At 71.0% G+C, this 23,479-nt stretch carries 23 protein-coding genes, 3 tRNA genes and 1 riboswitch; of the genes, 9 read left to right on the forward strand and 17 right to left on the reverse strand.

From position 1 onward, the window contains the following. Positions 1-7: 7 nt before the first annotated feature. The 4 genes from ACGF0J_RS23190 to ACGF0J_RS23205 form a co-directional block, all read right to left on the reverse strand. A complete protein-coding gene (locus ACGF0J_RS23190) occupies positions 8-334 on the reverse strand; it encodes a hypothetical protein (protein WP_393149029.1) in 327 nt (108 codons plus the stop codon). Between the two features lie 121 nt (positions 335-455). Beyond that, positions 456-528 (reverse strand) — tRNA-Glu (locus ACGF0J_RS23195). Between the two features lie 23 nt (positions 529-551). Continuing rightward, positions 552-627: transfer RNA gene (locus ACGF0J_RS23200), tRNA-Glu, on the reverse strand. A gap of 226 nt (positions 628-853) precedes the next feature. After that, positions 854-925, reverse strand: a tRNA-Gln gene (locus ACGF0J_RS23205). 153 nt (positions 926-1,078) lie between these two features. On the opposite strand from ACGF0J_RS23205, the gene ACGF0J_RS23210 reads away from it, so the two are divergent. After that, a complete protein-coding gene (locus ACGF0J_RS23210; protein WP_393149031.1) occupies positions 1,079-3,046 on the forward strand; it encodes a M3 family metallopeptidase in 1,968 nt (655 codons plus the stop codon). A 112-nt stretch (positions 3,047-3,158) separates the two neighbouring features. Here the strand turns inward: ACGF0J_RS23210 and ACGF0J_RS23215 are convergent, their stop codons facing one another. Together ACGF0J_RS23215 and ACGF0J_RS23220 are read right to left on the reverse strand one after the other, a co-directional pair. After that, positions 3,159-3,977 carry an NAD(P)H-binding protein gene (locus tag ACGF0J_RS23215; RefSeq protein WP_393149033.1) on the reverse strand — a complete coding sequence of 273 codons (819 nt, stop codon included), beginning with the start codon at positions 3,975-3,977 and terminating at the stop codon, positions 3,159-3,161. Positions 3,978-3,993: 16 nt separating this feature from the next. Beyond that, a complete protein-coding gene (locus tag ACGF0J_RS23220; protein ID WP_393149035.1) occupies positions 3,994-4,539 on the reverse strand; it encodes a PadR family transcriptional regulator in 546 nt (181 codons plus the stop codon). 54 nt (positions 4,540-4,593) lie between these two features. On the opposite strand from ACGF0J_RS23220, the gene ACGF0J_RS23225 reads away from it, so the two are divergent. Then, positions 4,594-5,859, forward strand: coding sequence for an MATE family efflux transporter (locus ACGF0J_RS23225; protein WP_393149037.1), 1,266 nt, complete (start codon positions 4,594-4,596; stop codon positions 5,857-5,859). Here ACGF0J_RS23225 and gltX read toward each other — a convergent pair. Next, on the reverse strand, positions 5,753-7,126 hold the full coding sequence (gene gltX / locus ACGF0J_RS23230) for a glutamate--tRNA ligase (RefSeq protein WP_393149039.1): 1,374 nt from the start codon (positions 7,124-7,126) through the stop codon (positions 5,753-5,755). The genes ACGF0J_RS23225 and gltX overlap by 107 nt on opposite strands. Further along, positions 7,119-7,895, reverse strand: a complete 777-nt coding sequence (locus tag ACGF0J_RS23235; protein ID WP_393149041.1) for a fumarylacetoacetate hydrolase family protein — start codon at positions 7,893-7,895, stop codon at positions 7,119-7,121. Before ACGF0J_RS23235 ends, gltX begins: the two co-directional genes overlap by 8 nt. Before the next feature lie 119 nt (positions 7,896-8,014). Between ACGF0J_RS23235 and ACGF0J_RS23240 the strand changes: the two genes are divergently transcribed. Then, positions 8,015-8,383: an antibiotic biosynthesis monooxygenase family protein gene (locus tag ACGF0J_RS23240; protein ID WP_393149043.1), complete on the forward strand. Its 369-nt coding sequence runs from the start codon at positions 8,015-8,017 to the stop codon at positions 8,381-8,383. A 48-nt stretch (positions 8,384-8,431) separates the two neighbouring features. On the opposite strand, the gene ACGF0J_RS23245 is transcribed toward ACGF0J_RS23240, so the two are convergent. Continuing rightward, positions 8,432-9,031: an HD domain-containing protein gene (locus ACGF0J_RS23245; RefSeq protein WP_393149044.1), complete on the reverse strand. Its 600-nt coding sequence runs from the start codon at positions 9,029-9,031 to the stop codon at positions 8,432-8,434. Between the two features lie 72 nt (positions 9,032-9,103). Beyond that, positions 9,104-10,489, reverse strand: a complete 1,386-nt coding sequence (locus ACGF0J_RS23250; RefSeq protein WP_393149045.1) for a hypothetical protein — start codon at positions 10,487-10,489, stop codon at positions 9,104-9,106. A gap of 167 nt (positions 10,490-10,656) precedes the next feature. Here ACGF0J_RS23250 and ACGF0J_RS23255 point away from each other — a divergent pair, with 167 nt between their 5' ends. Continuing rightward, positions 10,657-12,339 (forward strand): heparinase II/III family protein, encoded by a 1,683-nt coding sequence (locus ACGF0J_RS23255; protein WP_393149046.1) that lies wholly within the window; start codon positions 10,657-10,659, stop codon positions 12,337-12,339. 25 nt (positions 12,340-12,364) lie between these two features. Here the strand turns inward: ACGF0J_RS23255 and ACGF0J_RS23260 are convergent, their stop codons facing one another. Beyond that, positions 12,365-12,757: a hypothetical protein gene (locus ACGF0J_RS23260; RefSeq protein WP_393149047.1), complete on the reverse strand. Its 393-nt coding sequence runs from the start codon at positions 12,755-12,757 to the stop codon at positions 12,365-12,367. Between the two features lie 53 nt (positions 12,758-12,810). Then, positions 12,811-14,040: a serine hydrolase domain-containing protein gene (locus ACGF0J_RS23265; protein WP_393149048.1), complete on the reverse strand. Its 1,230-nt coding sequence runs from the start codon at positions 14,038-14,040 to the stop codon at positions 12,811-12,813. 260 nt (positions 14,041-14,300) lie between these two features. Here ACGF0J_RS23265 and ACGF0J_RS23270 point away from each other — a divergent pair, with 260 nt between their 5' ends. After that, positions 14,301-15,029 carry a helix-turn-helix domain-containing protein gene (locus ACGF0J_RS23270; RefSeq protein WP_393149049.1) on the forward strand — a complete coding sequence of 243 codons (729 nt, stop codon included), beginning with the start codon at positions 14,301-14,303 and terminating at the stop codon, positions 15,027-15,029. 130 nt (positions 15,030-15,159) lie between these two features. Here ACGF0J_RS23270 and cimA read toward each other — a convergent pair whose 3' ends face one another. After that, on the reverse strand, positions 15,160-16,737 hold the full coding sequence (gene cimA, locus ACGF0J_RS23275; RefSeq protein ID WP_393149050.1) for a citramalate synthase: 1,578 nt from the start codon (positions 16,735-16,737) through the stop codon (positions 15,160-15,162). 209 nt (positions 16,738-16,946) lie between these two features. Then, positions 16,947-17,594: a DsbA family protein gene (locus tag ACGF0J_RS23280; protein ID WP_393149051.1), complete on the reverse strand. Its 648-nt coding sequence runs from the start codon at positions 17,592-17,594 to the stop codon at positions 16,947-16,949. Between the two features lie 112 nt (positions 17,595-17,706). On the opposite strand from ACGF0J_RS23280, the gene ACGF0J_RS23285 reads away from it, so the two are divergent. Then, entirely contained in the window at positions 17,707-18,351 is a 645-nt protein-coding gene (locus ACGF0J_RS23285) for an O-methyltransferase (protein WP_393149052.1), read from the forward strand. Between the two features lie 103 nt (positions 18,352-18,454). Beyond that, on the forward strand, positions 18,455-19,042 hold the full coding sequence (locus ACGF0J_RS23290) for a Uma2 family endonuclease (protein ID WP_393149053.1): 588 nt from the start codon (positions 18,455-18,457) through the stop codon (positions 19,040-19,042). 23 nt (positions 19,043-19,065) lie between these two features. Here the strand turns inward: ACGF0J_RS23290 and ACGF0J_RS23295 are convergent, their stop codons facing one another. Both ACGF0J_RS23295 and ACGF0J_RS23300 read right to left on the reverse strand, forming a co-directional pair. After that, positions 19,066-20,163: a branched-chain amino acid aminotransferase gene (locus tag ACGF0J_RS23295; protein ID WP_393149054.1), complete on the reverse strand. Its 1,098-nt coding sequence runs from the start codon at positions 20,161-20,163 to the stop codon at positions 19,066-19,068. Between the two features lie 187 nt (positions 20,164-20,350). Continuing rightward, a complete protein-coding gene (locus ACGF0J_RS23300) occupies positions 20,351-21,397 on the reverse strand; it encodes a 3-isopropylmalate dehydrogenase (protein WP_393149055.1) in 1,047 nt (348 codons plus the stop codon). A gap of 98 nt (positions 21,398-21,495) precedes the next feature. Continuing rightward, positions 21,496-21,641: riboswitch (cyclic di-AMP (ydaO/yuaA leader) on the forward strand. Positions 21,642-21,644: 3 nt separating this feature from the next. On the opposite strand from ACGF0J_RS23300, the gene ACGF0J_RS23305 reads away from it, so the two are divergent. Both ACGF0J_RS23305 and ACGF0J_RS23310 read left to right on the forward strand, forming a co-directional pair. Next, positions 21,645-22,295 (forward strand): C40 family peptidase, encoded by a 651-nt coding sequence (locus ACGF0J_RS23305; RefSeq protein ID WP_393149056.1) that lies wholly within the window; start codon positions 21,645-21,647, stop codon positions 22,293-22,295. Between the two features lie 39 nt (positions 22,296-22,334). Further along, the gene (locus ACGF0J_RS23310; RefSeq protein ID WP_393149057.1) at positions 22,335-23,156 is read left to right on the forward strand and encodes a class I SAM-dependent methyltransferase; all 822 of its coding nucleotides are present in this window, start codon (positions 22,335-22,337) and stop codon (positions 23,154-23,156) included. Here the strand turns inward: ACGF0J_RS23310 and ACGF0J_RS23315 are convergent. Beyond that, positions 23,153-23,284, reverse strand: a complete 132-nt coding sequence (locus tag ACGF0J_RS23315; RefSeq protein WP_393149058.1) for a hypothetical protein — start codon at positions 23,282-23,284, stop codon at positions 23,153-23,155. The two genes, ACGF0J_RS23310 and ACGF0J_RS23315, sit on opposite strands and share 4 nt — an antisense overlap. Positions 23,285-23,479: the final 195 nt, after the last annotated feature.

Genomic DNA, 23,479 nt, shown 5'->3' on the forward strand with positions numbered 1-23,479 from the left:
CCGGGGCTCAGACGAACAGGTCGTCGAGGGACGTGGCGGTGACCGCCCGGCGGATCCACTCCTCAACCTGGGCCAGATCGGTGCATGAGGTGATGCGAGCCCTGGCCTCCCCGCTCACGGTCAGCCCACGCGCGTCCAGCACGGTGAGCAGCGCCTCGATCTCCCCTTCGGCCAGGCCCTCCGCCTTGCCCTCCGCCTTGCCCTCCGCCTTGCCTTCGGCTATGCCTTCCGCCCTGCCCTTGCCGTAGTGCTCATGGGCGAAGGGGCTGTAGACCGGCCACGCTGTGGACGACATGATCTCCTCCAGGAACCGTTTGGCGGCTGTCGAGGCCAAGTGATACGTGACGTTAGCACTCGTGTGCGTATAGTGACGAAGGTATCGCAGAAGTTCTGGCGAGGTCCGCGCATGCGAAACGCCCCGGCGCGGGCGCTCGGGGCGTTGGTGTGAGGCTGGGTAGTCCCGACCGGATTCGAACCGGCGCTACCGCCTTGAGAGGGCGGCGTCCTGGGCCACTAGACGACGGGACCTTCGCGATGACTTGTGGTGACTGTGGTAGTCCCGACCGGATTCGAACCGGCGCTACCGCCTTGAGAGGGCGGCGTCCTGGGCCACTAGACGACGGGACCATGTCCCACAAGTGATCGTCGCCGGGCCTCCCCGGCGACGCGTGTAACTCTACCGCACCCCGTGGAGCACAACCAAACCGTCGCCGGCCGAGCGGATCGAACCGGTGGCGGAGGAGCTGCGCCGGGCGGCGAACGAGAACGTGAGGCGGCAGGGGAAGCTTCGCCGAATGCGGCATTCGGCCGTAAAAGCAAAAAACGGATGTCTCTGCGAGACATCCGTTACGTGCTGGGGTACCAGGACTCGAACCTAGACTAACTGAACCAGAATCAGTCGTGCTGCCAATTACACCATACCCCACCGGCCCGAGCCCCGGGGGGGCGCGTTCGGCGACGTCCGAAAGAATAGCTCAGCTTGGGCTCCATAGCCAAAACGATAGGACGGCAGCGCCCGGCACGGGTCCGATCGTGCCAAGCTGTGGGGGACAAAACACCACGTGGAGGAGCCCGAGCGTTGGCCGAGAACCCGTTGTTCGCCCCCAGCAGCCTGCCCTACCAACTGCCGCCCTTCGCGGAGATCCGTGAGGAGCACTACCTGCCCGCCTTCGAGAGGGGCATGGCCGAGCAGCTGGCCGAGGTCGAGGCGATCACGGGGAGCGCCGAGCCGCCCACCTTCGACAACACGATCGCCGCGTTGGAGCGGTCCGGGCGCATCCTGCAGCGCACGGCCACGGCGTTCTTCAGCGTCGTGGCGTCCGACTCGACGGACGGCGTCATGGAGATCGAGAAGCGGATCTCTCCCGAGCTGACCCGCCACAGCGACGCGATCCGGCTCGACCGGGCGCTGTGGGCGCGCATCAAGCAGGTGACCACGGAGGACCCTGAGGAGGCGTGGCTGCTGGAGAAGTACCGCGACGACTTCGTCCGGGCGGGCGCCGACCTGTCGGAGGAGGAGCAGGCCCGTCTGCGGGAGCTGAACGAGGAGCTGTCGCGGCTGTCCACCGAGTTCGCCCAGAACCTGCTCAAGGCGGCGAACGACTCCGCCCTGGTGGTGACCGACGCCAAGGAGCTCGACGGGTTCGACGAGGCCCGGATCGCCTCGCTGGAGCGCGACGGCCGCTACGTCCTGCCGCTGCTGAACTTCACCAACCAGCCCGGCCTGGCCCAGCTCACCGACCGTGACGTGCGCCGCAGGCTCTACACGCTGAGCGTGGAGCGCGCGCCGCGCAACTTCGGGCTGGCGATGCGGATGGCCAAGCTGCGCGCGGAGCGGGCGAGCCTGCTGGGCTTCCCCGACCACGCCGCCTACCGGGTCGCCGACCAGACCGCCAAGACCGTCGAGGCGGTCGAGGAGATGCTGGACCAGCTCGTCGGCCCGGCGGTGCGCAACGCCCGCAAGGAGGCCGAGGCGCTGGCCGAACAGGCCGGGTTCGCGATCGAGCCGTGGGACTGGTCGTTCTACGCCGAGAAGGTCCGGCAGGCCCGCTACGACTTCGACGCCTCGGCCATGCGCCCCTACTTCGAACTGGACCGGGTCTTCCGCGACGGCATCTTCCACGCCGCGACCCGGCTGTACGGCATCACGTTCACCGAGCGGCCGGACCTGCGCGGCTACCACGAGGACGTGCGGGTCTTCGAGGTGTTCAACGAGGACGGCGGCGCGCTCGGCCTGTTCGCGCTCGACCCGTACGCCCGGCCGGGCAAGCGCGGCGGCGCGTGGATGAACAACCTGGTGGACCAGTCGTTCCTGTTCGGCGAGAAGCCGGTGGTGCTGAACAACCTCAACATCACCAAACCGGCCACCGGCCCGACGCTGCTCACCTACGACGAGGTCACCACCGCCTTCCACGAGTTCGGGCACGCGCTGCACGGCCTGTTCTCCGAGGTGCGCTTCCCGCGTGTCTCGGGCACCAGCGTGCCGCGCGACTTCGTCGAGTACCCGTCGCAGGTCAACGAGATGTGGGCGACCTGGCCCGAGGTGCTGGCCAACTACGCCAGGCACCACGAGACGGGCGAGCCGATGCCGGCCGAGCTGGTCGAGAAGATGCAGGCGGCGGAGAAGTTCAACCAGGGCTTCATGACCGTCGAGTATCTGGCCGCCACCCTGCTCGACTGGGCCTGGCACCGGCTGGCTCCGGGCGAGGACGTGGCGGACGCCGAGGCGTTCGAGCAGAAGGCCCTGGAGGCGGCCGGGATCGCCTTCCCGCTCGTCCGGCCGCGCTACCGGACCAACTATTTCGCCCACATCTTCTCGGGCGGCTACAGCGCCGGCTACTACTCCTACATCTGGAGCGAGGTGCTCGACGCCGAGAGCGTGGAGTGGTTCAAGGAGAACGGCGGTCTGAAGCGGGAGAACGGCGACCACTTCCGGCGGACGCTGCTGTCGCGGGGCGGCAGCCTCGACCCGCTGGCCGCCTTCCGCGACTTCCGCGGGCGTGAGCCGTCGATCCAGCCGCTGCTGGAGCGCCGCGGCCTGGTCTAGCGGGGTTCGTCCGCGGCGGGGACGGGGCGGACGCGCCCCGCTCCGCCGCGGACGCCCGTCCCGCTGCGGGCACCGGCCCCTCCGCGGACATCCGCCCCGCCGCTGACGCCTGTCACAGGAACGCCCCGGCGTGCTCCTGCGCCCACTGCCGGAAGGTGCGCGGCGGGCAGCCGGTGACCTGCTCGATGGTCGGCGTCACCTGGTAGGCGTCCTCGGGCACCTCGCCGAACGCCGCCACGTGGAAATCGATCATCTCCTGGGGCACGCCCTGTGCCCGGTGTCGTTCGCGCAGTTGCTCGACGGTGAGCTCCACGTACGTGATCTCCCGGCCGATCGCCTGGGCGAGAATGCGCACCTTGGCGGGCATGTCGAGCAGTTCGGGCCCGGTCAGCCCGTAGGAGTTGCCGGCGTGGCCGTCCTCGGTGAGCGCGGCGGCGATGACGGCGCCGATGTCGGCCTCGTGCACCATCGCCGTCCGGGTCGCGCCGAACGCCTCCTCGACCACTCCCCCGGTCCGCACCGACTCCGCCCACGCCAGGGCGTTCGCCATGAACTCGGTGGGCTGGACGTACGTCCACTCCAGGTCGGAGCCCGTGACGGCGGGCTCCAGCGTGCCCGGCGCCCAGCTGCTGAGCAGCGTCACCCGGCGCACGCCGGCCCGGGCGAGCAGGTCGACGATCTCCTGGCCGTTGGGCAGCGGCGTGTAGTTCGGGCCGCCCACGTCGATGAGGTGGACGCCGGTGACGCCGTCGAGGGCGGGTGCGAGCGTCGTGGTCCGGGTGAGGTCGCCCCGCACCACCTGGACGCCTTCGGGCAGGGCCGCTCGGGCGGGGTCGCGGGTGAGCGCGCGCACCGGGTGGCCGGCTCGTAGCAGCTCGTCCACCACGTGCCTGCCGACGGAACCGGTCGCGCCTGTCACGAGATAGGTCATGGGGTGACGGTAGGGACTATCGCGGAAGACTGAGTTCCGCGATCTGCTCCTTGAGCCATTCCCGCTCGGCCCGGCTGGCAGCCCGGGCGATCACGAGCATGCCGCGCCGGTACGGGTCGGGCTCGTCGCGCGCCCTGACCGGTTCGCCGTCCTCGTAGAAGAAGCCGGCGGGGGCCTCCAGGAAGGCGAGGCGGCGGCGCAGGACCCGCGCCCGGTCCGCCGGGTCGGGCAGCGCCGACAGGAACGCGAGCAGCGCGAAGAACCTGCTCTGGTCGCTGATCTGCAGGTCGGCGGGCTCGCGCAGCCGCAGCAGCAGCTCCTCGCGGCCCTCGGGGGTGAGGGTCAGCACCTGTCTGCGTGCCGCCGCCGTGCCTGCCTCCTCGTGCCGCTGGACCAGCCCGGCGGCTTGGAGCCGGGAGATGGCGGGGTAGAGGGCGCCGTCGCTGACGGGGCGCAGGTGGCCGGACAGCCCTGCCAGGCGGGCCTTGAGCTCGTAGCCGTGCATCGGCCGTTCGTTGAGGAACCCCAGGATCGTGAGGGCGAGGTCACCGCCGCTTGCCATGGACGCATCGTAGCGCTATACCTCTATTCGATATACAACGAAACGAGGTTAACGATGATCCGGCTGGCCCTTCCCGTCTACGTGGAGCTGGTCACGGCGGTGGTCGCGGTCGGCCTGATCGACCTGCTGTGGGTGTCCGGCCTGGGCGAGGCCGCCATCGCGACGGTGACCGTGGCCACCACCGCCGAATACCTGGCCTACGGACTGTTCCTGGCCGTGCCGACCGGGATCACGGTGCTGGTGGGCCGCAGGGACGGCCGCGAGCCGCTGGGCCCCGTGGTGCGGGCCGGCTGGCTGCTGTGGGCCGTCCTGTCGGTGGCGATCACCGTGCCGGCGGTGCTGCTGCGCGAGCCGCTGGCCGCGCTGTTCACCGCGGAGTGGCGGCCGACGGCGGACTTCTTCCTGATCTCGCTGGGCGGCCTGCCGGTCTACTTCGCGCAGACCGTGGTGGACGGCGTGCTGAAGGGGCTGGGCGACACGAGGCGGCCCATGCGGCACGCGCTCGTCTGCAACGCCCTCGTGGTGGCCCTCGACCCGCTGTTCGTCTACGGGCTCGGCCTGGGTGTCCAGGGGGCGGCGGTGGCCACCGTGGCGGCGCGCACGGTCACGCTGGGGCTGTCGCTGGTCGCGCTGGCACGTGCCCTGCGGCGGGACGAGCCGCGGCAGCCGGGCGGCGCGAGCGCGGCCCGGCAGGTGGTGCGGACCGGGCTGCCCATGTCGGGGGACTTCCTGGCCCGCTCCGCCGTCGGCCTGGCGCTGGTGGACGTCGTGGCCGGGTTCGGCACGGCGGAGCTGGCCGGCTACGGCATCGGGCAGAAGGTCATGCTGGCCGGGGTCATGGTCTTCTACGCCCTGCGGCAGGCCGCGCTGATCCGCACCGCGCGCGGCGAGGCCACCGGCTCGCCCCTGTGGCTGGGCCTGGGCGCCGGGGCGGTGGTGGCGGCCGTGCTGAACGCCGTGGCCTGGCCCGTCACGGCGCTCTTCACCGCCGACCCGGCGGCCGCCGTCGGCTTCCTGCGCTGGATGGCGCTCTATCTGGTGCCGTTCGGCGGGCTGATCGCCGTGGGCGGGGTGCTGCAGGCGAGCGGGCGTGGCGGCCGGTTGCTCGCCGCCACGCTGGCCGGCTTCGCCGTGCAGCTTCCCCTGGCGTACGCGCTGAGCGGGTGGCTCGGTGTGACGGGGGTGTGGCTGTCGATGGCGGCCGGCGCGTGCGTCAGCCTCGCAGGCGCGCTAGCGCCGAGCGGATCCGGTCCTGGGTCCGCTCGCGGCCGAGCACCTCGATCGACTCGAACAGCGGCAGGCCCACCGTCCGGCCGGTGACCGCGACCCGCACCGGGGCCTGCGCCTTGCCCAGCTTGAGCCCGTGGGCGGCGCCGACCTCCTCCAGCGCCGTCTTCAGCGACTCAGGGTCCCAGCTCACGGTGTCGAGCCGCTCCAGGAAGCCGGTGAGGATCTCCACCGGGGAGTTCTTCATCGCCTTGTCCCAGGACGGCTGGTCGAACACCGGCTCGTCGAGGAACAGGAAGTCGACGTTCTGCCGGATCTCCGACAGCAGCCCGATGCGCGTCTGCGCCAGCCCGGCGACCTTGCTGAACGTCTCACGGTCCCAGTCGGGCTCCAGGTAGGGCGCGCAGCGCTCCTCGAAGGTGTCGACGGGCAGGGCGCGGATGTACTCGCCGTTGAACGCGCGCAGCTTCTTCTCGTCGAAGTACGCGCTGGAGCTGTTGACGTCCGCCAGCCGGAACAGCGGCATCATCTCCGACCACGGCATGATCTCGCGGTCGTCGCCGGGCCCCCAGCCCAGCAACATCAGGTAGTTGACCATGGCCTCGGCGAGGTAGCCCTCGGCGCGGTAGTCCTCCAGCGCCACCTTGTCGCGCCGCTTGGACAGCTTCTTGCGCTGCTCGTTGACGATGACCGGCAGGTGTGCCCACACCGGCGGGGTCGCGCCGAGCGCCGGCCACAGCAACTGCTGCTTGGCGGCGTTGCCCAGGTGCTCCTCGCCGCGCACCACGTGGGTGATGCCCTGGGTGATGTCGTCGACCGCGTTGGCCAGCACGTAGAGCGGCGAGCCGTCGGTGCGGGCGATGACGAAGTCCTCCTGGGCGTCGTTGGGGAACTCGACCCGGCCCCGGATCACGTCGTCGACCACGGTCACGCCCTCGTCGGGGGTGCGGAAGCGCACCGCCCCCCCGGTCAGGCCACGGCCGCGGCAGTGGCCGTCGTAGCCCTTGTGCTCGGAGCCGGTGCGGGCCTGCAGGGCCTCGCGCGTGCAGTCGCAGTGGTAGGCCATGCCGTCGGCGAGCAGCTTGGCGACCGCCTCGCGGTGCTGCGACTCGTACGCCGACTGGAAGTAGGGGCCCTCGAACGCCGGGTTGGACCCGTTGATGCCGATCCAGTCGAGCGCCGAGATGATGCCCTCGGTCCACTCCGGCCGGTTGCGGGTCGCGTCGGTGTCCTCGATGCGCAGCACGAACCTGCCGCCCGCCTGCTCGGCCAGCGCCCAGTTGAACAGCGCCGTGCGGGCGCCGCCGACGTGGAACATGCCGGTGGGGGACGGGGCGAAACGCACCCGTAGATCAGTCACGAGCGACCACCTTGTTCGTGAGAGTGCCGATGCCTTCGATGCCGACGCTGACCTCGTCACCGATCTCGATCGGGCCGACGCCGGCCGGGGTGCCGGTCAGGATAACGTCACCGGGGATCAGCGTCATGACCGCGCTGACGTAGGCCACGAGGGCCGGGATGTCGTGGACGAGCTGGCTGGTGCGGCCGCTCTGGCGCACCTCGCCGTTGACCGTCGTGGTGAGGGCCAGGTCGCCCGCGTCGAGGTCGGTCCGGATCCACGGGCCGAGCGGGCAGAAGGTGTCGAAACCCTTGGCCCGCGTGAACTGCACGTCACGCTTCTGCAGGTCACGCGCCGTCACGTCGTTGGCGCACGTGTAGCCGAAGACGACGTCCTTGACCCGCTCGACCGGCACCTCGCGGCACAGCCGGCCGATCACCACGGCCAGCTCGCCCTCGAAGTCGACCCGGTGCGACAGGGTGGTGGGGTAGGCGATGGCCTCGCCGTGGCCGATCACGCTGGTGGACGGCTTCATGAAGATGAGCGGCTCGCCGGGCACCTCGTTGCCCATCTCACGGGCGTGCTCGGCGTAGTTGCGCCCGATGGCCACGACCTTGCTGGGCAGCATGGGGGCGAGCAGCTTCACCTGGCTCAGCGGGTGGCGCTCACCGGTGAACTGCACCTGCCCGAACGGGTGACCGGAGATCGCGGAGACGAACTCCTCGCCCGGACCGCCCTCGACCACGCCGAACGACACGCCTTCGCCTGTGGAGAACCTCGCTATACGCACCCGACAAGGCTATCGCCGCCGCCGGGTCGCGAGTTCCGGCGACGCCCCCCGGCGATAGCCTGGAGCTCGCACCGGTTCGCGCAGGGGGGTGCGGTGAGACTGTCGCGAGAGGGGTCGCGTTGTCCGTCGTCAAGATCAATGTGCTGACGGTGCCCGCCGAGATGCGGGAGGAGCTGGAGCGCCGGTTCGCGGGCCGGGCCGGGATGGTGGAGTCGTCCGACGGGTTCGAGTGGTTCGAGCTGCTCAAGCCGGTGGAGGGCACCGACCGCTATCTCGTCTACACGCGCTGGCGCAGCGAGGACGACTTCCAGGCGTGGCAGCAGGGGCAGTCGTTCGCGCGCGGCCACGCCCAGGCCGCCGGTGAGGCCGGGCGCGGCGGGGCTCAGGGCGAGGGGCAGGGGCACGGCCACGGGCGCGGCCCGGCCGCCACGGGCTCGGAGGTGTGGTCGTTCGAGGTCGTCCAGAGCGCCGGTCCCAAGCAGCAGTGAGGCGCCGCGGCCCGGCGGGGCGGCAGTGAGGCGCGGCGGCCCGGCGGGCTAGGAGCGGTCGAGCGGGTTGGCGGCGATGCGGTCGGCGACGCCCGACCGGACGAAGTCGCCGGCCAGGCTCGACGGCTTGCGCTCGCCCTGGTCGGCGATGCACGCGGCGAACTCCTTGGCGAGGTCCAGCCGCGGATACCGGGCCAGCACCTCCTGGCGGAGGTCGGCGGGGATCTCGTCGGTGCGCCGGCCGGAGATGTCCATGCCGGTCGACAGCTCCAGCAGGTGCCCTTCGGGGTCCTCCTCGACCGGCACCTCGGCCCACATGTGGCGGACGATCACCTCGTAGGCGCGCTGCCTGCGCTCGGGCGACCAGCCGGCGCCGGCGCAGAAGGCCCAGGCCACGTGCCCGCCGGCCTCCTCGAAGGGCACGGTGCTGCTGTCGAACTCGGCGACCAGCCCGAGGTCGTGCAGCATGGCCGACACGTACAGCAGCTCCGCGTCGAAGCCGATGTCGTGCAGCCGGGCGTGGGCCGCTGCCCACACGTAGGCCCTGATCGAGTGGTTGAGCAGGGACGGCGACTGGTAGCGGGTTGCCACCTCGTGGGCGGCGCGGCAGGCGGCGGTGTCGGGGAGCACGAGGTCGTTCAGCTTCATGGCGCCATCATGTCGTCAGGCGTCCGCGCGCGGGAGCGGCCGTGCGGTCACCTATCGAAAAGATCCGGCCAACTAGCCGACAGCCAGGGTCGCCGGCTCGGGCTCCGGCCTCGGCGGCGCGGTCGTGCGGCGGGCGACGGCCAGCCCGGCGGCCAGGCACGCGAGCGGCACGGCCGGCAGCACGTAGCGGTGGTCGAAGGCGGCGATGAGCACCGGCAGCACGAGCAGCGTCATCGCCGACGCCCACGGCAGCAGCACCTCGCCGCCGAGCTGCCGCCATCGCAGGGCCACCCCGGCCAGCCCGAGCAGCAGCAGCGCGGCGAGGAACGGGCCGCGCAGGAAGCCGAACTCCTGGTAGCCGCGGATCAGGTCGGCGTACGGCCGCACCGTCACCGTCTCGCCGGAGTGTCCCTGGTAAGCGGTGGTGATCTCTTCGGCGGTCCGGTCGCGGGAGGCGATCGAGTCCTTGAACGGCGCCGGCCGCTCCGGGAAGACGTAGGCGCTCTGCGGCCCCTCGACCGGGTAGACCCGGCGTTCCCAGGAGAAGACGTGCGCGAGGTCGGTCAGCCCGGCGGCCAGGAAGTCGACGGGCTGGGCGAGGATCGCCTGGCGGGCGAAGGCGCCGGCCAGCTCGTCGCGCCGGGCGGAGCCGCCCTTGACGGAGGTGATGGGCGAGTCGGCCGACCAGATGTACTCCGGCGGGGCCTTGCGCTGTCCGAGCGGCTCGGCCGGGCACAGCTCGTGCGTGTCCGGGTCGATCCGCGCGCAGTCGGCGAACGTCATCGTCCGCGCCCACAGGAACGTGCCGCCGCGGCTCAGCGCGTACGTGCCGTGCTCGGAGTGGAACCACACCGCGTAACCGCCGAGCGGGATCGCGGCCGCCACGGCCAGCGCGACGAGGGGCCGCAGGCCGGCGCGGCGCAGCAGCAGCACGATCAGGACCACGGCGATGAGCGGCAGCCCGACGGTCCGCGTGACGGTCGCGGCGGCCAGCAGCAGGCCGGCCGCCGCGGCCGTCCGGGGCGTGGGGGGCCGCCGCGCGAGCAGCGCGACCGCCGCCATGACGAGGAACACGAACAGCAGGTCCGCCATGATCAGGTGTTCGAGCTGGATCTGGAAGGCGTCCAGCAGCACGGGCAGTGCGAACAGCGTGGCCGCCCAGCCGGGCAGGCGGCGGCGCAGCAGCGCGTAGACCAGCACGCCGACGGCCAGGCCGAGCAGGTGCTGGGCGATCACGACGAGGTCGATGCCGGACAGCGGCCGCAGCGCCCAGAGGAACAGCGAGTAGCCCGACGTGCGCGTCTCCAGCGGGCGCGGGTCCAGCGCGGCGTTGAGGTAGGCGAAGGAGTCGGCCCAGAACCAGATCGCCGGCTGGTAGCCGAGCACGGCGAGGGCGCGCAGGGCCACCCCGGCCAGCAGGGCGACGAGGAAGGCGCCGTGTGCGCGCACTCTGGACACCGTCCGCCTCCTCGGCCACTCAGGCTCAGCGTCGATACGGGCAAACCAGGATACAAAGGCCCGCAAGTCCCCTCCGGCCGCTAACGATCCGGCAGCCAACTTGACCGGTTGATCCAGATTCAGACAGCATGTTCGGCCCCTGCTCTTTTGCTCCGGAAGGACCCGGCGTGCGCCGCCTCGCGATCCCCCTTGCCCTCATGCTCACCACCGGCATGCTGGGGAGCCCCGCACAGGCCGCCGCACAGGCCACCGCGCACGCCACCGCGCACGCCGCCGCGCAGACCATGGGGGCGCCCAAGCGGACCAGCCAGTGCCAGGGTGACTGGATCCCCGCCACGCCGACCGTGGACGACGTCATGAAGGGCGAGATCTCGCTCGTCGGCCTGCCACCGGTCAAGCTGGGCAAGAAGATCGACTGGCACGCGAGCCCGTACCGCAACCGCTCGTGGGAGTTCGTCTTCCACTCGCTGCGCTGGATGGGCACGCTCGTGGTCGCCTACGAGAACACCGGCGAGGAGCGCTACCTCGACCGGGCCGAGGAGATCACCAAGGACTGGGTGAGCAGCAACCGGCGCACCGCCCCCGGCACCCCCGCGTACGTGTGGAAGGACCACCCCGTCTCCCTGCGCTCGCAGGCGCTCGTCTGCCTGAGCATGCACGTCAAGGACGGCTGGCTGAAGGACAGCCTGGCCGAGCACGCGCGGCTGCTCGCCGACCCGAGGCTCTACAAGAAGGGCCACAACCACGGCATCGACCAGGACATCGCGCTGATGAGCATCGGCTGCCGCCACAACCGCAAGGACTGGACGGGCCTGGCCGTCAAGCGGCTCACCGGCACCGTCAAGCTCGACGTCGACTCCCAGGGCGCGCTCATGGAGCAGGCGCCGCGCTACGCCGTCTACGTGTACGGCCGGCTCCAGGTCGCGATGACCAACATGAAGGACTGCGGGCGCAAGGTGCCCGGCGAGATCTCCCGGCGGGCCGAGGCGCTGAAGGAGTTCGTCGCCCACTCCACCCAGCCCAACGGCTACATGGTGCCCATCGGCGACGGCAGCGCCGAGACCGAGCCGAGGATGGACACCGGCACGCCCAAGCGGGAGGTCAAGGTCTACCGGGCCGGCTACGTCTACGGCCGCACCGCCTGGGGGAAGCCCGAGTCGGCGTACTACTCGATCAGGTTCGGCCCCGGCGCCAAGTTCCACGGCCACGAGGACCACCTGGGCGTCACCTACTACGCGCACGGCCGCGACATCCTCGTGGACACCGGCTTCCACTCCTACGAGAAGAGCGCCTACCGCTACTGGACGATGTCGCCCGAGGCGCACAACGTGCCGACCGTCGTCGGCCGGCGGTTCCGGCCGCGCACCGCGAGCGCGCTCACCGGCACCGCGTACGGCGACGACCGGCAGGCCTTCCGACTCACCGACAAGGCGTACGGGGTCAGCCGCACCCGGTCGGTGCTGGTCAACCACGGAGAGGACCTGATGGCCGTGCACGACACCGCCTCGGGCGGCGGCAAGGTGCGCAGCGTGTGGCGGTTCGCGCCGTCCTACCAGGTGGTCTCGAACGGCGGCGGCCGCGTCGTGCTGAGCGACGGCAAGCTCAAGGTGACGCTGCTCCAAATCTCCCCCGACTGCGAGCCGGTGGGCGGGCAGCGGGTGGAGCGGGGCGGCAGGCTCGGCTGGGTGTCACCGACCTACCTGTCGAAGACGCCCGCCGTCGTCGTCGTGTCGCCGGCGGCCGCGTCACTGCTGACCGTGATCGTGCCGGACACCGACGAGCCGAAGGTGTCGTGCTCGGGCGGGAAGGTCAAGGTGCAGGGCGTGACCTTCCCGGCCCGGCTGCTCTAGCGCGTGGTCGCGGACGGCCATGCCGTCAGGCGGCGTCGAGCGCTTCGGTGATCTTGCGGGCCATGTCGGCCGTGGTGGGGCTGGGCTGGTCCTGGGCGGCTGTCTCGACGGCGACGAGCACGGTGCCGCGGAAGTCGCCGGCCTCGGCCGGGGCCTGCTCCTTCAGCAGGCTCATGGCCGCCGTCAGGGCCGGCAGCACGTGGTCGGCCAGTTCGGCCACCGACTTGCCGTACAGGTTGATGTCCTTGCTCTTCGCGGCGAGCACGTGCCCGATCGGGCCGGTCGCCGAGGCCAGGGCGATGGAGCCGGCGGTGGCGGCCTTGTGCGGCGAGCCGGCGGCGGCGGCCATCAGCGAGACGGCGCCGTAGGCGGCGGTACGCAGGGTGGCCTTGTCCTGGTCGGTGAGGGCGAGGGTCATGGTGGTGCGCTCCTTCGGAGGTGTGACGGGTGGCTCGGGGGTTCGGCTCGGAGTCAGTCGTCGATCGCCTGGTAGAGGGTGGTCCAGAAGTCGTGGATGAGCTGTGCCGCATTCGGGACGGACATCCCGACCTGGGTGAGCAGGATGCCGGTGAGCCGGTTGGCCGGGTCGGCGTAGGTCGAGGTGCCGGCCCCGCCGTCCCAGCCGAACTGGCCGACGGGCGCGTAGTCGCCGCGGTAGGTGCGCACCGCCATCCCGAAGCCCCAGCCGCCGTGCTGGCCCTGACCGAACGACAGATGGACGTTGTCGGTGGCCAGGGCGGTGCGGGCGGCTGTCTGCTCGGGCGTGAGGCGGTTGGTGGTCATCAGCTCGACGGCGGGCCGTGACAGGATCCGCTCGTTGCCGTGCGTTCCGCCGTTGAGCAGCATCCGGAAGTAGGCGTGGTAGTCGTCGGCGGTGGAGACCAGCCCGCCGCCACTGCCCTGGAACGCCGGAGGGCTGCTCCAGCGTCCACCCTCGGCCTCGTCCCACACGTTGAACTGTCCGGTCTGCGGGTCGGGGGCGTACAGGACCGGCAGCCGGTCGATCTTGTCGGCGGGCACGTGGAAGCCGGTGTCCTTCATGCCCAGGGGGTCGAGGACGCGTTCGCGCAGGAACTCCTCGAACGACTGGCCGGCGACCCTGGCCACCAGCACGCTGAGCACGTCGTGGCTGATCTGGTACTGCCAGCGCTCTCCGGGCTGGTGCATCAGCGGTAGCGTGCCCAGGCGGCGCATCCACTCGTCCGGCCCGGGCATCGGCTCCGGCAGATCGGGCGTGAGCCCCTGCTCGAAGATCGCACCCATGATCGGGCTGCCCAGGGCCGTCAGGTCCATGCCGAGCCCGAACGTGGAGGACAGCAGGTCGCGCACGGTGATCGGCCGCCGGGCCGGCACGGTGTCGTCCAGCGGCCCGTCGATCCGCTTCAGCACCCGGCGGTCGGCCAGCTCCGGCAGCCACGGGTCCACCGGGTCGTCCAGCCGCAGCCGGCACTCGTCCAGCAACACCATCGCCGCCGCCATCGCGACCGGCTTGGACGTGGACGCCATCCGGAAGATCGTGTCCCGGCGCATCGGCGCGCCGCCGTCATGGCGCATCGTCCCGATCGCCTCGACATGGGTCTCCTCGCCCCGGCCGACCAGGGCGACGAGCCCGGGGATCTTCCCGGACTCGACATGCCGCGCCAGCACGTCACGCAGTCGGCGCAGCCCCGGTGCGGACAAGCCGTTCCTGCCGTTTTCCATGGAGAAGCTCCTTGCACAGTGGGGGTTGTTGTTCAGCAATCTCTGAACGTCTGAGACAGTACATTGCATTCAGATATGAGTCAACAAGCAAAGGAGCCGTATCTTGGCTGATAGATTCGATTTATAGTCCTTCTTTGCAATGAGCATGAGGGTGAACGCAATGGGTGTTCCGATCAAGCATTGCAATGGACTGCCGGTGAATGCATACTGTGCGGGGGCGCCGAACCTCGCGCATGTCGACAGATGGGAGCCGAGCACCGATGCCCGGACACAGGCTGACCGGCCAGGACCGAGAGCACATCGCCGCATGGCTGGCCGAGGGTCTCGGATACGCGGAGATCGGCCGGCGCCTGGGGCGGCCGGCCTCGACCATCATGCGCGAGGTCACCCGCAACGGCGGGCCCGACGGCTACGGGGCCGACCGGGCGCACGAGGCCACCCGACACCGCGCGCGCCGGCAGAAGCAGGCACAGCCTCCCGCGCCGCCGCCCCCCGACAGCGGCCATGGGCGCGACCCGCAGGCGGTCCAGGACTTCACGCAGTCCTACACCGATCTCCTCGTGCAGCAGGGGCTGCCCCGCATGGCGGCCAGGGTGATGGCCAGCCTGTACGTGACCGACTCCGGCAGCCTCACCGCCGCCGACCTGGTCCAGCGGCTCCGCGTCAGCCCGGCGTCCGTCTCACACGCCGTCACCTTCCTGGAGCAGCAGGGCATGCTCACGCGCGAACGGCCCCCGGGCGGGCGCCGCGAACTCTACGTCGTCGACGACGACATGTGGCTGCGGTCCATCCTCGCCTCCGTGCGGATGAACGAGGACCTGGTGGCAGCCTCGCAACGCGGCAGCGAGGTCCTCGGGGCCGCGACCCCGGCGGGCGCCCGTTTCGAGGCCACCGCCGAACTTCTCGTCCTCGTCAGCGAGTCGCTCCGGCAGGCCACGGAGCAGTACAAGCAGAGCCTGGCCGCCCGCGGCCCCGGGCGGCGACAATGATCCTTCCGCTGCGGCGGAACACGTGCGAGGACCGCAGGTGGTCCAAGGGCTGTCCCCGCCCGCCACGACCTGCGGTCCGCTGCCGACCTGCCGGCGGCGGCCGCTCGTCGGCGCGGCCGCCGCCGGCGCCTCAGGACGTCTCGCGGCCCGCTCGCAGCAGGCCGTACGTGACCGCCTGCTCCAGCGCCTGCCACGACGCGTCGATGATGTTCTCCGCGACGCCGACCGTGGCCCACTCGGCCGTGTCGTCGCTGGAGGTGATGAGGACCCGGGTGATGGCGCCCGTGCCGTGGGTGCCCTCCAGGATGCGCACCTTGTAGTCGACCAGCTCCAGCCGGGCCAGCTCCGGGTAGAGCTTCTCCAGCGCCAGCCGCACCGCGCGGTCCAGTGCGTTGACCGGGCCGTTGCCCTCGCCCGTGGCGACGATCCGCTCCCCCTTGGCGTGCAGCTTGACCGTCGCCTCGCTGACCAGCTCGCCGCCCTTCGTCCGCTCGACGATCACCCGCCACGACTCCACCTCGAAGTGGCGACGCCGCTCACCGTGCACGGTGTCGCGCAGCAACAGCTCGAACGAGGCGTCGGCGGCCTCGAAGGTGAACCCCTGGGCCTCCAGGTCCTTGACCCGCTCGACCAGCGTCTTCGTGCTCTCCGGGGTCAGCTCGTAGCCCAGCTCGCGCCCCTTCAGCTCCACCGAGGCCCGGCCCGCCATGTCGGAGACCAGCATGCGCATGTCGTTGCCGACCTGCGCCGGGTCGATGTGCTGGTAGAGGTTGGGGTCCACCTTGATGGCGCTGGCGTGCAGGCCGGCCTTGTGCGCGAAGGCGGAGGTGCCCACGTAGGGGGCGTGGGAGTTGGGCGTGACGTTGGTGACCTCGGTGATCGCGTGGGCGATGCGCGTCATGTCGGCCAGCGCCTCGCGGGGCACCAGGTCGAAGCCCCGCTTGAGCTGGAGGTTGGCGACCACGGTGAAGAGGTTGGCGTTGCCGGAGCGCTCGCCGTAGCCGTTGGCGCAGCCCTGCACGTGCGTCGCGCCCGCCTTGACGGCGGCCAGGGTGTTGGCGACCGCGCAGCCGGTGTCGTCGTGGCAGTGGATGCCGAGCCGGGTGCCGGTCTGGGCGGCGGCGTGCACGACGTCGGCCAGCTCGTCCGGCAGCATGCCGCCGTTGGTGTCGCACAGGGCGACGACGTCGGCGCCCACCTCGGCCGCCGTCCGCAGCACCTCCAGCGCGTACGCTGGGTTGGACCGGTAGCCGTCGAAGAAGTGCTCGGCGTCGAGGAAGACTCGCTGTCCCTCCGCACGAAGGTGGGAAACCGTGTCGCGGATCATCGCCAGGTTTTCCTGGAGACTCGTGCGGAGGGCCAGCTCCACGTGCCGGTCGTGGCTCTTGGCGACAAGAGTCACGACCGGCGCGCCGGATTCGCGCAGTGCGGCCACCAAAGGGTCGTCGGCGGCCTTCACACCTGCCCGGCGGGTCGCGCCGAACGCGGCAAGCTGCGCGTGCTTCAGGTCGAGCTCTGTTCGAGCGCGCCTGAAGAACTCCGTGTCCTTGGGGTTGGCGCCGGGCCAGCCCCCTTCGATGAAGCCGACGCCCAGCCCGTCCAGGTGGCGCGCGACGGCGAGCTTGTCAGCGACGGTGAGGTTGAGCCCCTCCTGCTGTGCGCCGTCACGCAGCGTCGTGTCATAGACGTGGAAGCGGTCGTCGGCCATGGTGTCGTCTCTCCCTGAAGGCCCTGGAAAACAAAAAGACCCCTCACGGACGTGAGAGGTCTGCGCGCTGGCGGTGTCCCTGCGTCAGCCAGCGCGCCTGCCGATAATGAGCAGACCGTAGAACATGGTGCCTGGCAGTCTGCCACACGCACTCACGATCCGGCACATCGGTCTCATCCTCTGGGACGAACGATCGACCCGGGGCCCGCTCACACCGTGACGCCCGGCTCCCCGACGATGGCCGCTTCCAGGGCTCTCGGGTCGAACGCCTCGCCGCCCAGCACCCGCCCGTCGAGCATCAGCGTGGGCGTGCCGTCGATGCGCGCCCTGGCGCTCTCCAGCAGGTGGGCCTCGGCGTACGCCTGCGAGGCCACGCACTCGTCCACGGCCGCACCCGCCTTCCTGGCCGCCGCGACCAGCTCCTCCACCGTGAAACCCGACGCCACGCCGTGCGGGGCGGGCTGCATGCCGTACAGCTCGTCGCGGAAGGCCAGCCAGTTGGCCTCCGGCACGCACCGGGCGGCGGCGGCCGCCCGGACGGAGTTGGAGCGCATCGGCTCGTCGCGGAAGATCGTGACCGGGTGGAAGACGACCTTGACCTTGCCCTCCCTGGCCAGCCGCTGGATCGTCGCGTCCACCAGGGTGTGCGACTCCTTGCAGACGGGGCAGTCGTAGTCCTCGTAGACGTCCAGCACGGGAGCGGTGCCGCCGGTGTCGGCCAGCACCATGCTGCCGTCGCTCTGCCGCACCAGCCGGACGCCCTGTGCCGACCCCGCGGGCCCGGTGAGCCCCAGTGCGGCGATCACGGCCAGCACCGCGCAGGCGGCCACCGCGGCCACCGCCAACCTCGTCTTCATTCCCCGACCTCACCTCGTTGATCGGCCGTGACACTACCCGAAACCGGTCGCAAAGGGTCGTCCGGCCGGTCCAGCGGCCGCGAGTGTCGCGGCGGCCCGGCACAATGGCCTGATGAAGGCCTCCGTGCTCCAGCCCGACGTCGCCCGCTACCTCCTCGACCACTCCACCCCGCCCGACGGGCTGCTGGAGGAGCTCACCGCCGAGACGCTCGCCGCGACCGGCGACCGCGCGGGCATGCAGATCTCCCCCGACCAGGGACGCTTCCTCACCATGATCACACAGCTCGTGGCGCCCGACGTGGCGGTGGAGGTGGGCACGTTCACCGGCTACTCGTCCGTCTGCATCGCCCGCGGGCTGTCCGGCGGGCGGCTGCACTGCTTCGACGTGAGCGAGGAATGGACGTCGATCGCCCGGCGCTACTGGGAACGCGCCGGGCTCACCGACCGGATCACGCTCACCCTCGGGCCTGCCGCCGACACGCTCGCCGCCTTCGACCGGCCGGTCGACCTCGCCTTCCTGGACGCCGACAAGCCCGGCTACCCGGCCTACTACGAGCTGCTCGTCGAACGGCTGCGGCCCGGCGGGCTGCTCATGGTGGACAACACCCTGTGGTCGGGCCGGGTCGCCGACCCGGCGGACGAGGCGGCGACGACGGTGCTGATGCGGGAGTTCAACGACCTGGTGGCGAACGACCCCCGGGTCACGACGGTGCTGCTGCCGCTGGCCGACGGCCTCACCATGATCCGAAAGAACTAGCGAACGGCTTTGCGAAAACTTGGGCGAACGTTGACACGCATCGTTACGGTGAGTACCCCACGAAACACGTTGCGCTTATCGCCCAGGAGGGGATGATGGAAGCATGGCCAAGGTTCTGGAACGCCCCAAGACCGAGCACACCCCGACGCTGCCACTCGACCGGCACTATCAGGCCGTCTGCGATCTGCTGCCCAGGCACCGGGTGGAGTTCATCCGCGACCGGATCGTGGTGAACGAAGTGCCTACGTGGAACCACAACAAGGCCGTCTCCAGGCTGCTCAAGCAGATCATCCACCGGGCCACCGAGCACGACTGGGACATCGGGACCCACATCACGCTCTTCCTCGGGGCCCAGGCTGACCGCTACATCCCCGACCTGACCGTCGCCTCGCCGGAGCCGCGCACGTGGGGCGACGACCAGCTCTACGCCGCCGACACCCTGCTGGTGGTGGAGGTGGTGTCGCCCAGCAGCGTCCACGACGACTACGACATCAAGCCCGACGGCTACGCGACGGCCGGGGTGCCCCTCTTCCTCCGGATCGACCCCCTCAAGGGCACCTGCAGCCTGATGAGCCATCCTTCCGACAGAGGCGTCTATGTGCACCACACCGACGTGGCCATCGGTGAGCCGCTCGATCTGCCCGGGCCGTGGAAGCTCACCCTCGACACCGGCAAGTTCGTCGACGAGTGAGCCCCCACGGCCGGGGGTGACGGTCAGCAGATCTTGTGGACCCAGCCGTGCGGGTCGGGGCGCGAGCCGTACTGGATGCCGACCAGTTCCTCGCGCACGCGCATGGTCACCGGGCCGGGCGTGCCGTCGCCGATCGTCCAGGCGCGGTCGGCGCCCTTGACGGAGCCCACCGGCGTGACCACCGCGGCCGTGCCGCAGGCGAAGACCTCGGTCAGTTCGCCCGACTCGCAGCCGGCCTGCCACTCCTCCACCGAGACCAGGCGCTCCTCCGTCTCCAGGCCCAGGTCGGCCGCCAGGGTGAGGATCGACTCGCGGGTGATGCCGGGCAGCAGCGTCCCGGTGAGCGACGGGGTGACGAGCTTGTCGCGGAAGACGAAGAACAGGTTCATCCCGCCCATCTCCTCGACGTACTCGTGCGCCCCGGCGTCCAGCCACACGACCTGGTCGCAGCCGTTCTCGACGGCCTGACGCTGGGCGACGAAGGCGGCGGCGTAGTTGCCGCCGCACTTGGCGAAGCCGGTGCCGCCGGGGGCGGCGCGGGTGTACTCGGTCGACAGCCACACCGAGACCGGCTTGATGCCGCCGCTGAAGTAGGAGGCGGCCGGGGAGGCGATGACGATGTAGGAGTAGGTGCGCGAGGGGTAGTTGACGCCGAGGCCCACCTGGGTGGCGATGAGGAAGGGCCGCAGGTAGAGGCTGTGCCCCTCGGTGGTCGGCACCCAGTCGCGGTCGGTCTGGACGAGCAGTTCCAGCGACTCGACGAACGTCTCCTCCGGCAGTTCGGGCATCGCCATGCGGACGGCCGAGCGGTTGAGACGGGCGGCGTTGGCGTACGGGCGGAAGGCCACGATGGAGCCGTTGACCTGCCGGTAGGCCTTGAGCCCCTCGAACAGCTCCTGCGCGTAGTGCAGGACCGACGTCGCCGGGTCGAGGCTGAGCGGCCCGTACGGCACGAGCCGGGCGTCGTGCCAGCCGCGGCCGTCGGTGTAGTCGATGACGACCATGTGGTCGGTGAAGGTCTGCCCGAAGCCGGGGTTCGTCAGTACCTGCTCCCGCTCGGCCGCGGTGCGAGCGTGGTCGGATAGCTGCACGTCGAAGCTGAGCTTCTGAGCGATGGTCATGACGGACGTCCTTCTCTCTGCTGTGGCGCGATGCCGGCCTGGACTGCTCGGCAGCGGTCAGTACTTCCTATTGTCTCGCCATTTGGGATGGCAAGGGGTGACGGGGCTGTTTTGCGCCCTTGGCATGCGAAAAGCGCCTGGCGGGTCCGGTGCGGACCGCCAGGCGCTTGGTCGAGCTGAGGCGGCCCTAGCTCGATACTCGCGCGGTGATGTCGTCGCCGATCTCATGGGTGGTGCGGCTCGCCCGTCCCGCCGACCGCGCGTCGATGTCGTCGGCGACGGCCTGCTCGACGCGGGCGGCCTCGGCCCGCAGGCCGAGGTGGTCGAGGAGCATGGCGGCCGACAGGATCGTGGCGGTCGGGTCGGCCTTGCCCTGCCCGGCGATGTCGGGGGCGCTGCCGTGCACCGGCTCGAACATGCTGGGCGCGGCACCCTCGGGGTTGATGTTGCCGCTGGCCGCCAGGCCGATGCCGCCGGCGATGGCGGCGCCGAGGTCGGTGATGATGTCGCCGAAGAGGTTGTCGGTGACGACCACGTCGAAACGCTCGGGCTGGGTGACGAAGTACATCGAGGCCGCGTCGATGTGGCAGTAGTCGGTGGCCACCTCGGGGAACTCCTCGGCGACCCGGTCGACCGTGCGCTGCCAGAGGTCGCCGGCGAAGGTGAGCACGTTGGTCTTGTGGACCAGCGTCAGCTTCTTGCGCGGCCGCGAGCGGGCCTTCTCGAACGCGTAGCGGACCACGCGCTCGACGCCGTGGGCGGTGTTGAGCGACTCCTGGGTGGCGATCTCGTGCGGCGTGCCGCGCCGCATCGTGCCGCCGGTGCCCGCGTAGAGGCCCTCGGTGCCCTCACGCACCACGATCATGTCGATGTCCTCGGGCGAGGTGTCGGCCAGCGGGGTCCGCACGCCAGGGAACAGCTTGACCGGGCGCAGGTTCACGTAGTGGTCGAAGGCGAAGCGCAGGCGGAGCAGGAGGTCGCGCTCCAGGATGCCCGGCGGCACGCTGGGGTCGCCGACGGCGCCGAGCAGGATCGCGTCGTAGCCGCGCAGCTCCTCAAGGACGGCGTCGGGCAGCGTCTCGCCGGTGCGGTGGTAGCGGGCGGCGCCGAGGTCGTAGTGGGTGGCCTCGAACTTGACGCCCACGGCCTCCAGCACCTTGAGCCCTTCGGCCACGACCTCGGTGCCGATGCCGTCTCCGGGGATCACTGCCAGGCGTGTGTTGCGCGACTCCATGGCCGGTACCTTACCGGGTCGTCTCGGCTGACGAACACCCGATCTCAACGCTCGGACATCCGTTTTACCCGTATTGCGGTGCTTTGACCGTTTCGTTAGAGTCCCTCAAGCCTAATCCGCGCAGCCGTTGCGCGGAGCCGGGGACCCACTCCCCCTTCGGGGCGAATCGGCACGTCCGCGTGCCGTAGGGCCACTTCCAGGCCCGAGCCCGTCAGCTAACCCGGCCGGCCGTGTGGAAGGACTCCTCGTGCCGCGCATCGCCATGCTCACGCCCGCCCTCGCCCTCGCCACGACCGCCGCCGGACTGGCGGTCGCCTCCCCCGCCGCCGCGGCGGCACCCACCCCCGTGACCGCCTCCCCCGTGACCGCCTCCCCCGTGGCCGCGGCGACACCGGACCCCGGTGGCGTCACCCTCACCGGAGCCGACATCAAGCGCGCCAGGACCCGCGACATCCAGCTCCCCGCCTGGAAGCTCGCCGTCAGGTACGCCCTGGACAAGCAGGGCACCCCCTACGTCTGGGGCGGGGCGAGCCGGAGCGGCTACGACTGCTCCGGCCTCATGCTCCGGGCCTACCAGTCCGCGGGCATCGAACTCCCCCGCGTCGCCGCCTCCCAGTACGGCGCCTACTCCAGGAAGATCGCCTGGAAGGACCTCAAGCCCGGAGACCTCGTCTTCTTCAACGGCCTCGGCCACGTGGGCATGATCTCCCGCCCCGGTCACATGGTCCACGCGCCACGCACCGGCGACGTGGTCAAGGAGGAACGCCTGGACGCCGGACGCCGCGCCTCCTTCGTGGGCGCCGTCCGGCCCGACCCGAAGGGGGTCAAGCGCTGGGCGCACATCCGTGAGCTGCGCCAGGCCCCGCCACCGGCCATGCCGGTCGCCACTGCCCTGTGAGGACGGGACGGGTGCGGTCGCGCGTACTACCGTGATGACGTGACAACCGAGAAGGTGCGGCTGACCGCCGAGAAGGCCACGCTCCTCGCCACGCTCCACGGCAGGGCGCTCGACGCCCGCGCGCCGTACCCGATCCTCGCCGACGCCCTCTCCCTGCAGATCGCCCGGCGGATCGACCACGACTTCCGCCGCACCGGGATGACGCGGGGCACCGCCGCCGCCGTGGCGCTGCGGGCCCGGCACCTCGACGGCTGGGCCCGGCAGTTCCTGGCCGGGCACCCGGAGGCGAGCGTGCTCCACCTGGGCTGCGGCCTCGACACGCGCGCCCACCGGCTCGATCCGCCGCCGGGCGTCGACTGGTACGACGTCGACTACCCCGACGTCATCGAGCTGCGCCGGCGGCTGTTCCCCGAGCGCCCCCGGTACACGATGATCGGCGCGTCGGTCACCGACGCCGGCTGGCTCGACCGCGTCCCCCGGGACAAGCCGGTGCTGGTCGTCGCCGAGGGCCTGCTCTACTACCTCGACCGGGACGGCGGCCGGGCGCTGCTGCGGCGGATCGCCGAGGGGTTCGCGAGCGGCCGGCTCATCTTCGACGCGCTCGCCCCCCGCGGCCTGCGGCTGCAGTGGCTTAACCCGCCGGTCCGCAAGGCTGGCGCCACGATGCGCTGGGGCATCGACGGGCCGGCCGACCTGCTGTCGATCAGCCCGAGGCTGCGCTGCGTGGACGCGCTGAGCGTCTTCGACCTCGACGGCTACGACCGGCTGCCGGGGCCGTACCGGATCCTGGTGCGGATGGCGGGAACGGTGCCGGCCGTGCGGCGGCTGGCCGCCTTCTACCGGCTGGAGTTCGGGGCCTAACGACCCAGGCTTTCGGGCGCTCCGCCGTTGTCACGGCGGTCCAGTGCGGTCTGCAGGGCCTCGGCGGCCTCGTCGTCGCGCTCGTCGGCACGGTTGTAGGGATACATCTCGTACATGTGGCTGCTCATCTCGTCTCGCGGAGCGTCGGGTGAGGAGAGTCGGACCCCGGTCACGGATCCGACCGGGCCTGAACTCGCGGTCCGGGTCACGGACCGGACGACAAGGGACTGACGGCCGACGCGACGCCGCTCACCGCGGCGGGTGGTCGACCTGCCCTAACAGGCCCCGCCGCGGCAGGTAATGAGTACGAGAACCTGGCGCAT

It is taken from the genome of Nonomuraea sp. NPDC047897 (genome assembly GCF_043204415.1).
Classification (GTDB): Bacteria; Actinomycetota; Actinomycetes; order Streptosporangiales; family Streptosporangiaceae; genus Nonomuraea.

What these genes read in the sequence shown, in the direction of transcription:
- ACGF0J_RS23215 (WP_393149033.1), bottom strand. Translation starts at nt 3,977, where the DNA reads ATGACCTATCTCGTGACAGGCGCGACCGGTTCCGTCGGCAGGCACGTG.
- ACGF0J_RS23220 (WP_393149035.1), bottom strand. Translation starts at nt 4,539, where the DNA reads ATGGCAAGCGGCGGTGACCTCGCCCTCACGATCCTGGGGTTCCTCAAC.
- ACGF0J_RS23225 (WP_393149037.1), top strand. Translation starts at nt 4,594, where the DNA reads ATGATCCGGCTGGCCCTTCCCGTCTACGTGGAGCTGGTCACGGCGGTG.
- ACGF0J_RS23245 (WP_393149044.1), bottom strand. Translation starts at nt 9,031, where the DNA reads ATGAAGCTGAACGACCTCGTGCTCCCCGACACCGCCGCCTGCCGCGCC.
- ACGF0J_RS23260 (WP_393149047.1), bottom strand. Translation starts at nt 12,757, where the DNA reads ATGACCCTCGCCCTCACCGACCAGGACAAGGCCACCCTGCGTACCGCC.
- ACGF0J_RS23265 (WP_393149048.1), bottom strand. Translation starts at nt 14,040, where the DNA reads ATGGAAAACGGCAGGAACGGCTTGTCCGCACCGGGGCTGCGCCGACTG.
- ACGF0J_RS23270 (WP_393149049.1), top strand. Translation starts at nt 14,301, where the DNA reads ATGCCCGGACACAGGCTGACCGGCCAGGACCGAGAGCACATCGCCGCA.
- cimA (WP_393149050.1), bottom strand. Translation starts at nt 16,737, where the DNA reads ATGGCCGACGACCGCTTCCACGTCTATGACACGACGCTGCGTGACGGC.
- ACGF0J_RS23280 (WP_393149051.1), bottom strand. Translation starts at nt 17,594, where the DNA reads ATGAAGACGAGGTTGGCGGTGGCCGCGGTGGCCGCCTGCGCGGTGCTG.
- ACGF0J_RS23285 (WP_393149052.1), top strand. Translation starts at nt 17,707, where the DNA reads ATGAAGGCCTCCGTGCTCCAGCCCGACGTCGCCCGCTACCTCCTCGAC.
- ACGF0J_RS23290 (WP_393149053.1), top strand. Translation starts at nt 18,455, where the DNA reads ATGGCCAAGGTTCTGGAACGCCCCAAGACCGAGCACACCCCGACGCTG.
- ACGF0J_RS23295 (WP_393149054.1), bottom strand. Translation starts at nt 20,163, where the DNA reads ATGACCATCGCTCAGAAGCTCAGCTTCGACGTGCAGCTATCCGACCAC.
- ACGF0J_RS23300 (WP_393149055.1), bottom strand. Translation starts at nt 21,397, where the DNA reads ATGGAGTCGCGCAACACACGCCTGGCAGTGATCCCCGGAGACGGCATC.
- ACGF0J_RS23315 (WP_393149058.1), bottom strand. Translation starts at nt 23,284, where the DNA reads ATGAGCAGCCACATGTACGAGATGTATCCCTACAACCGTGCCGACGAG.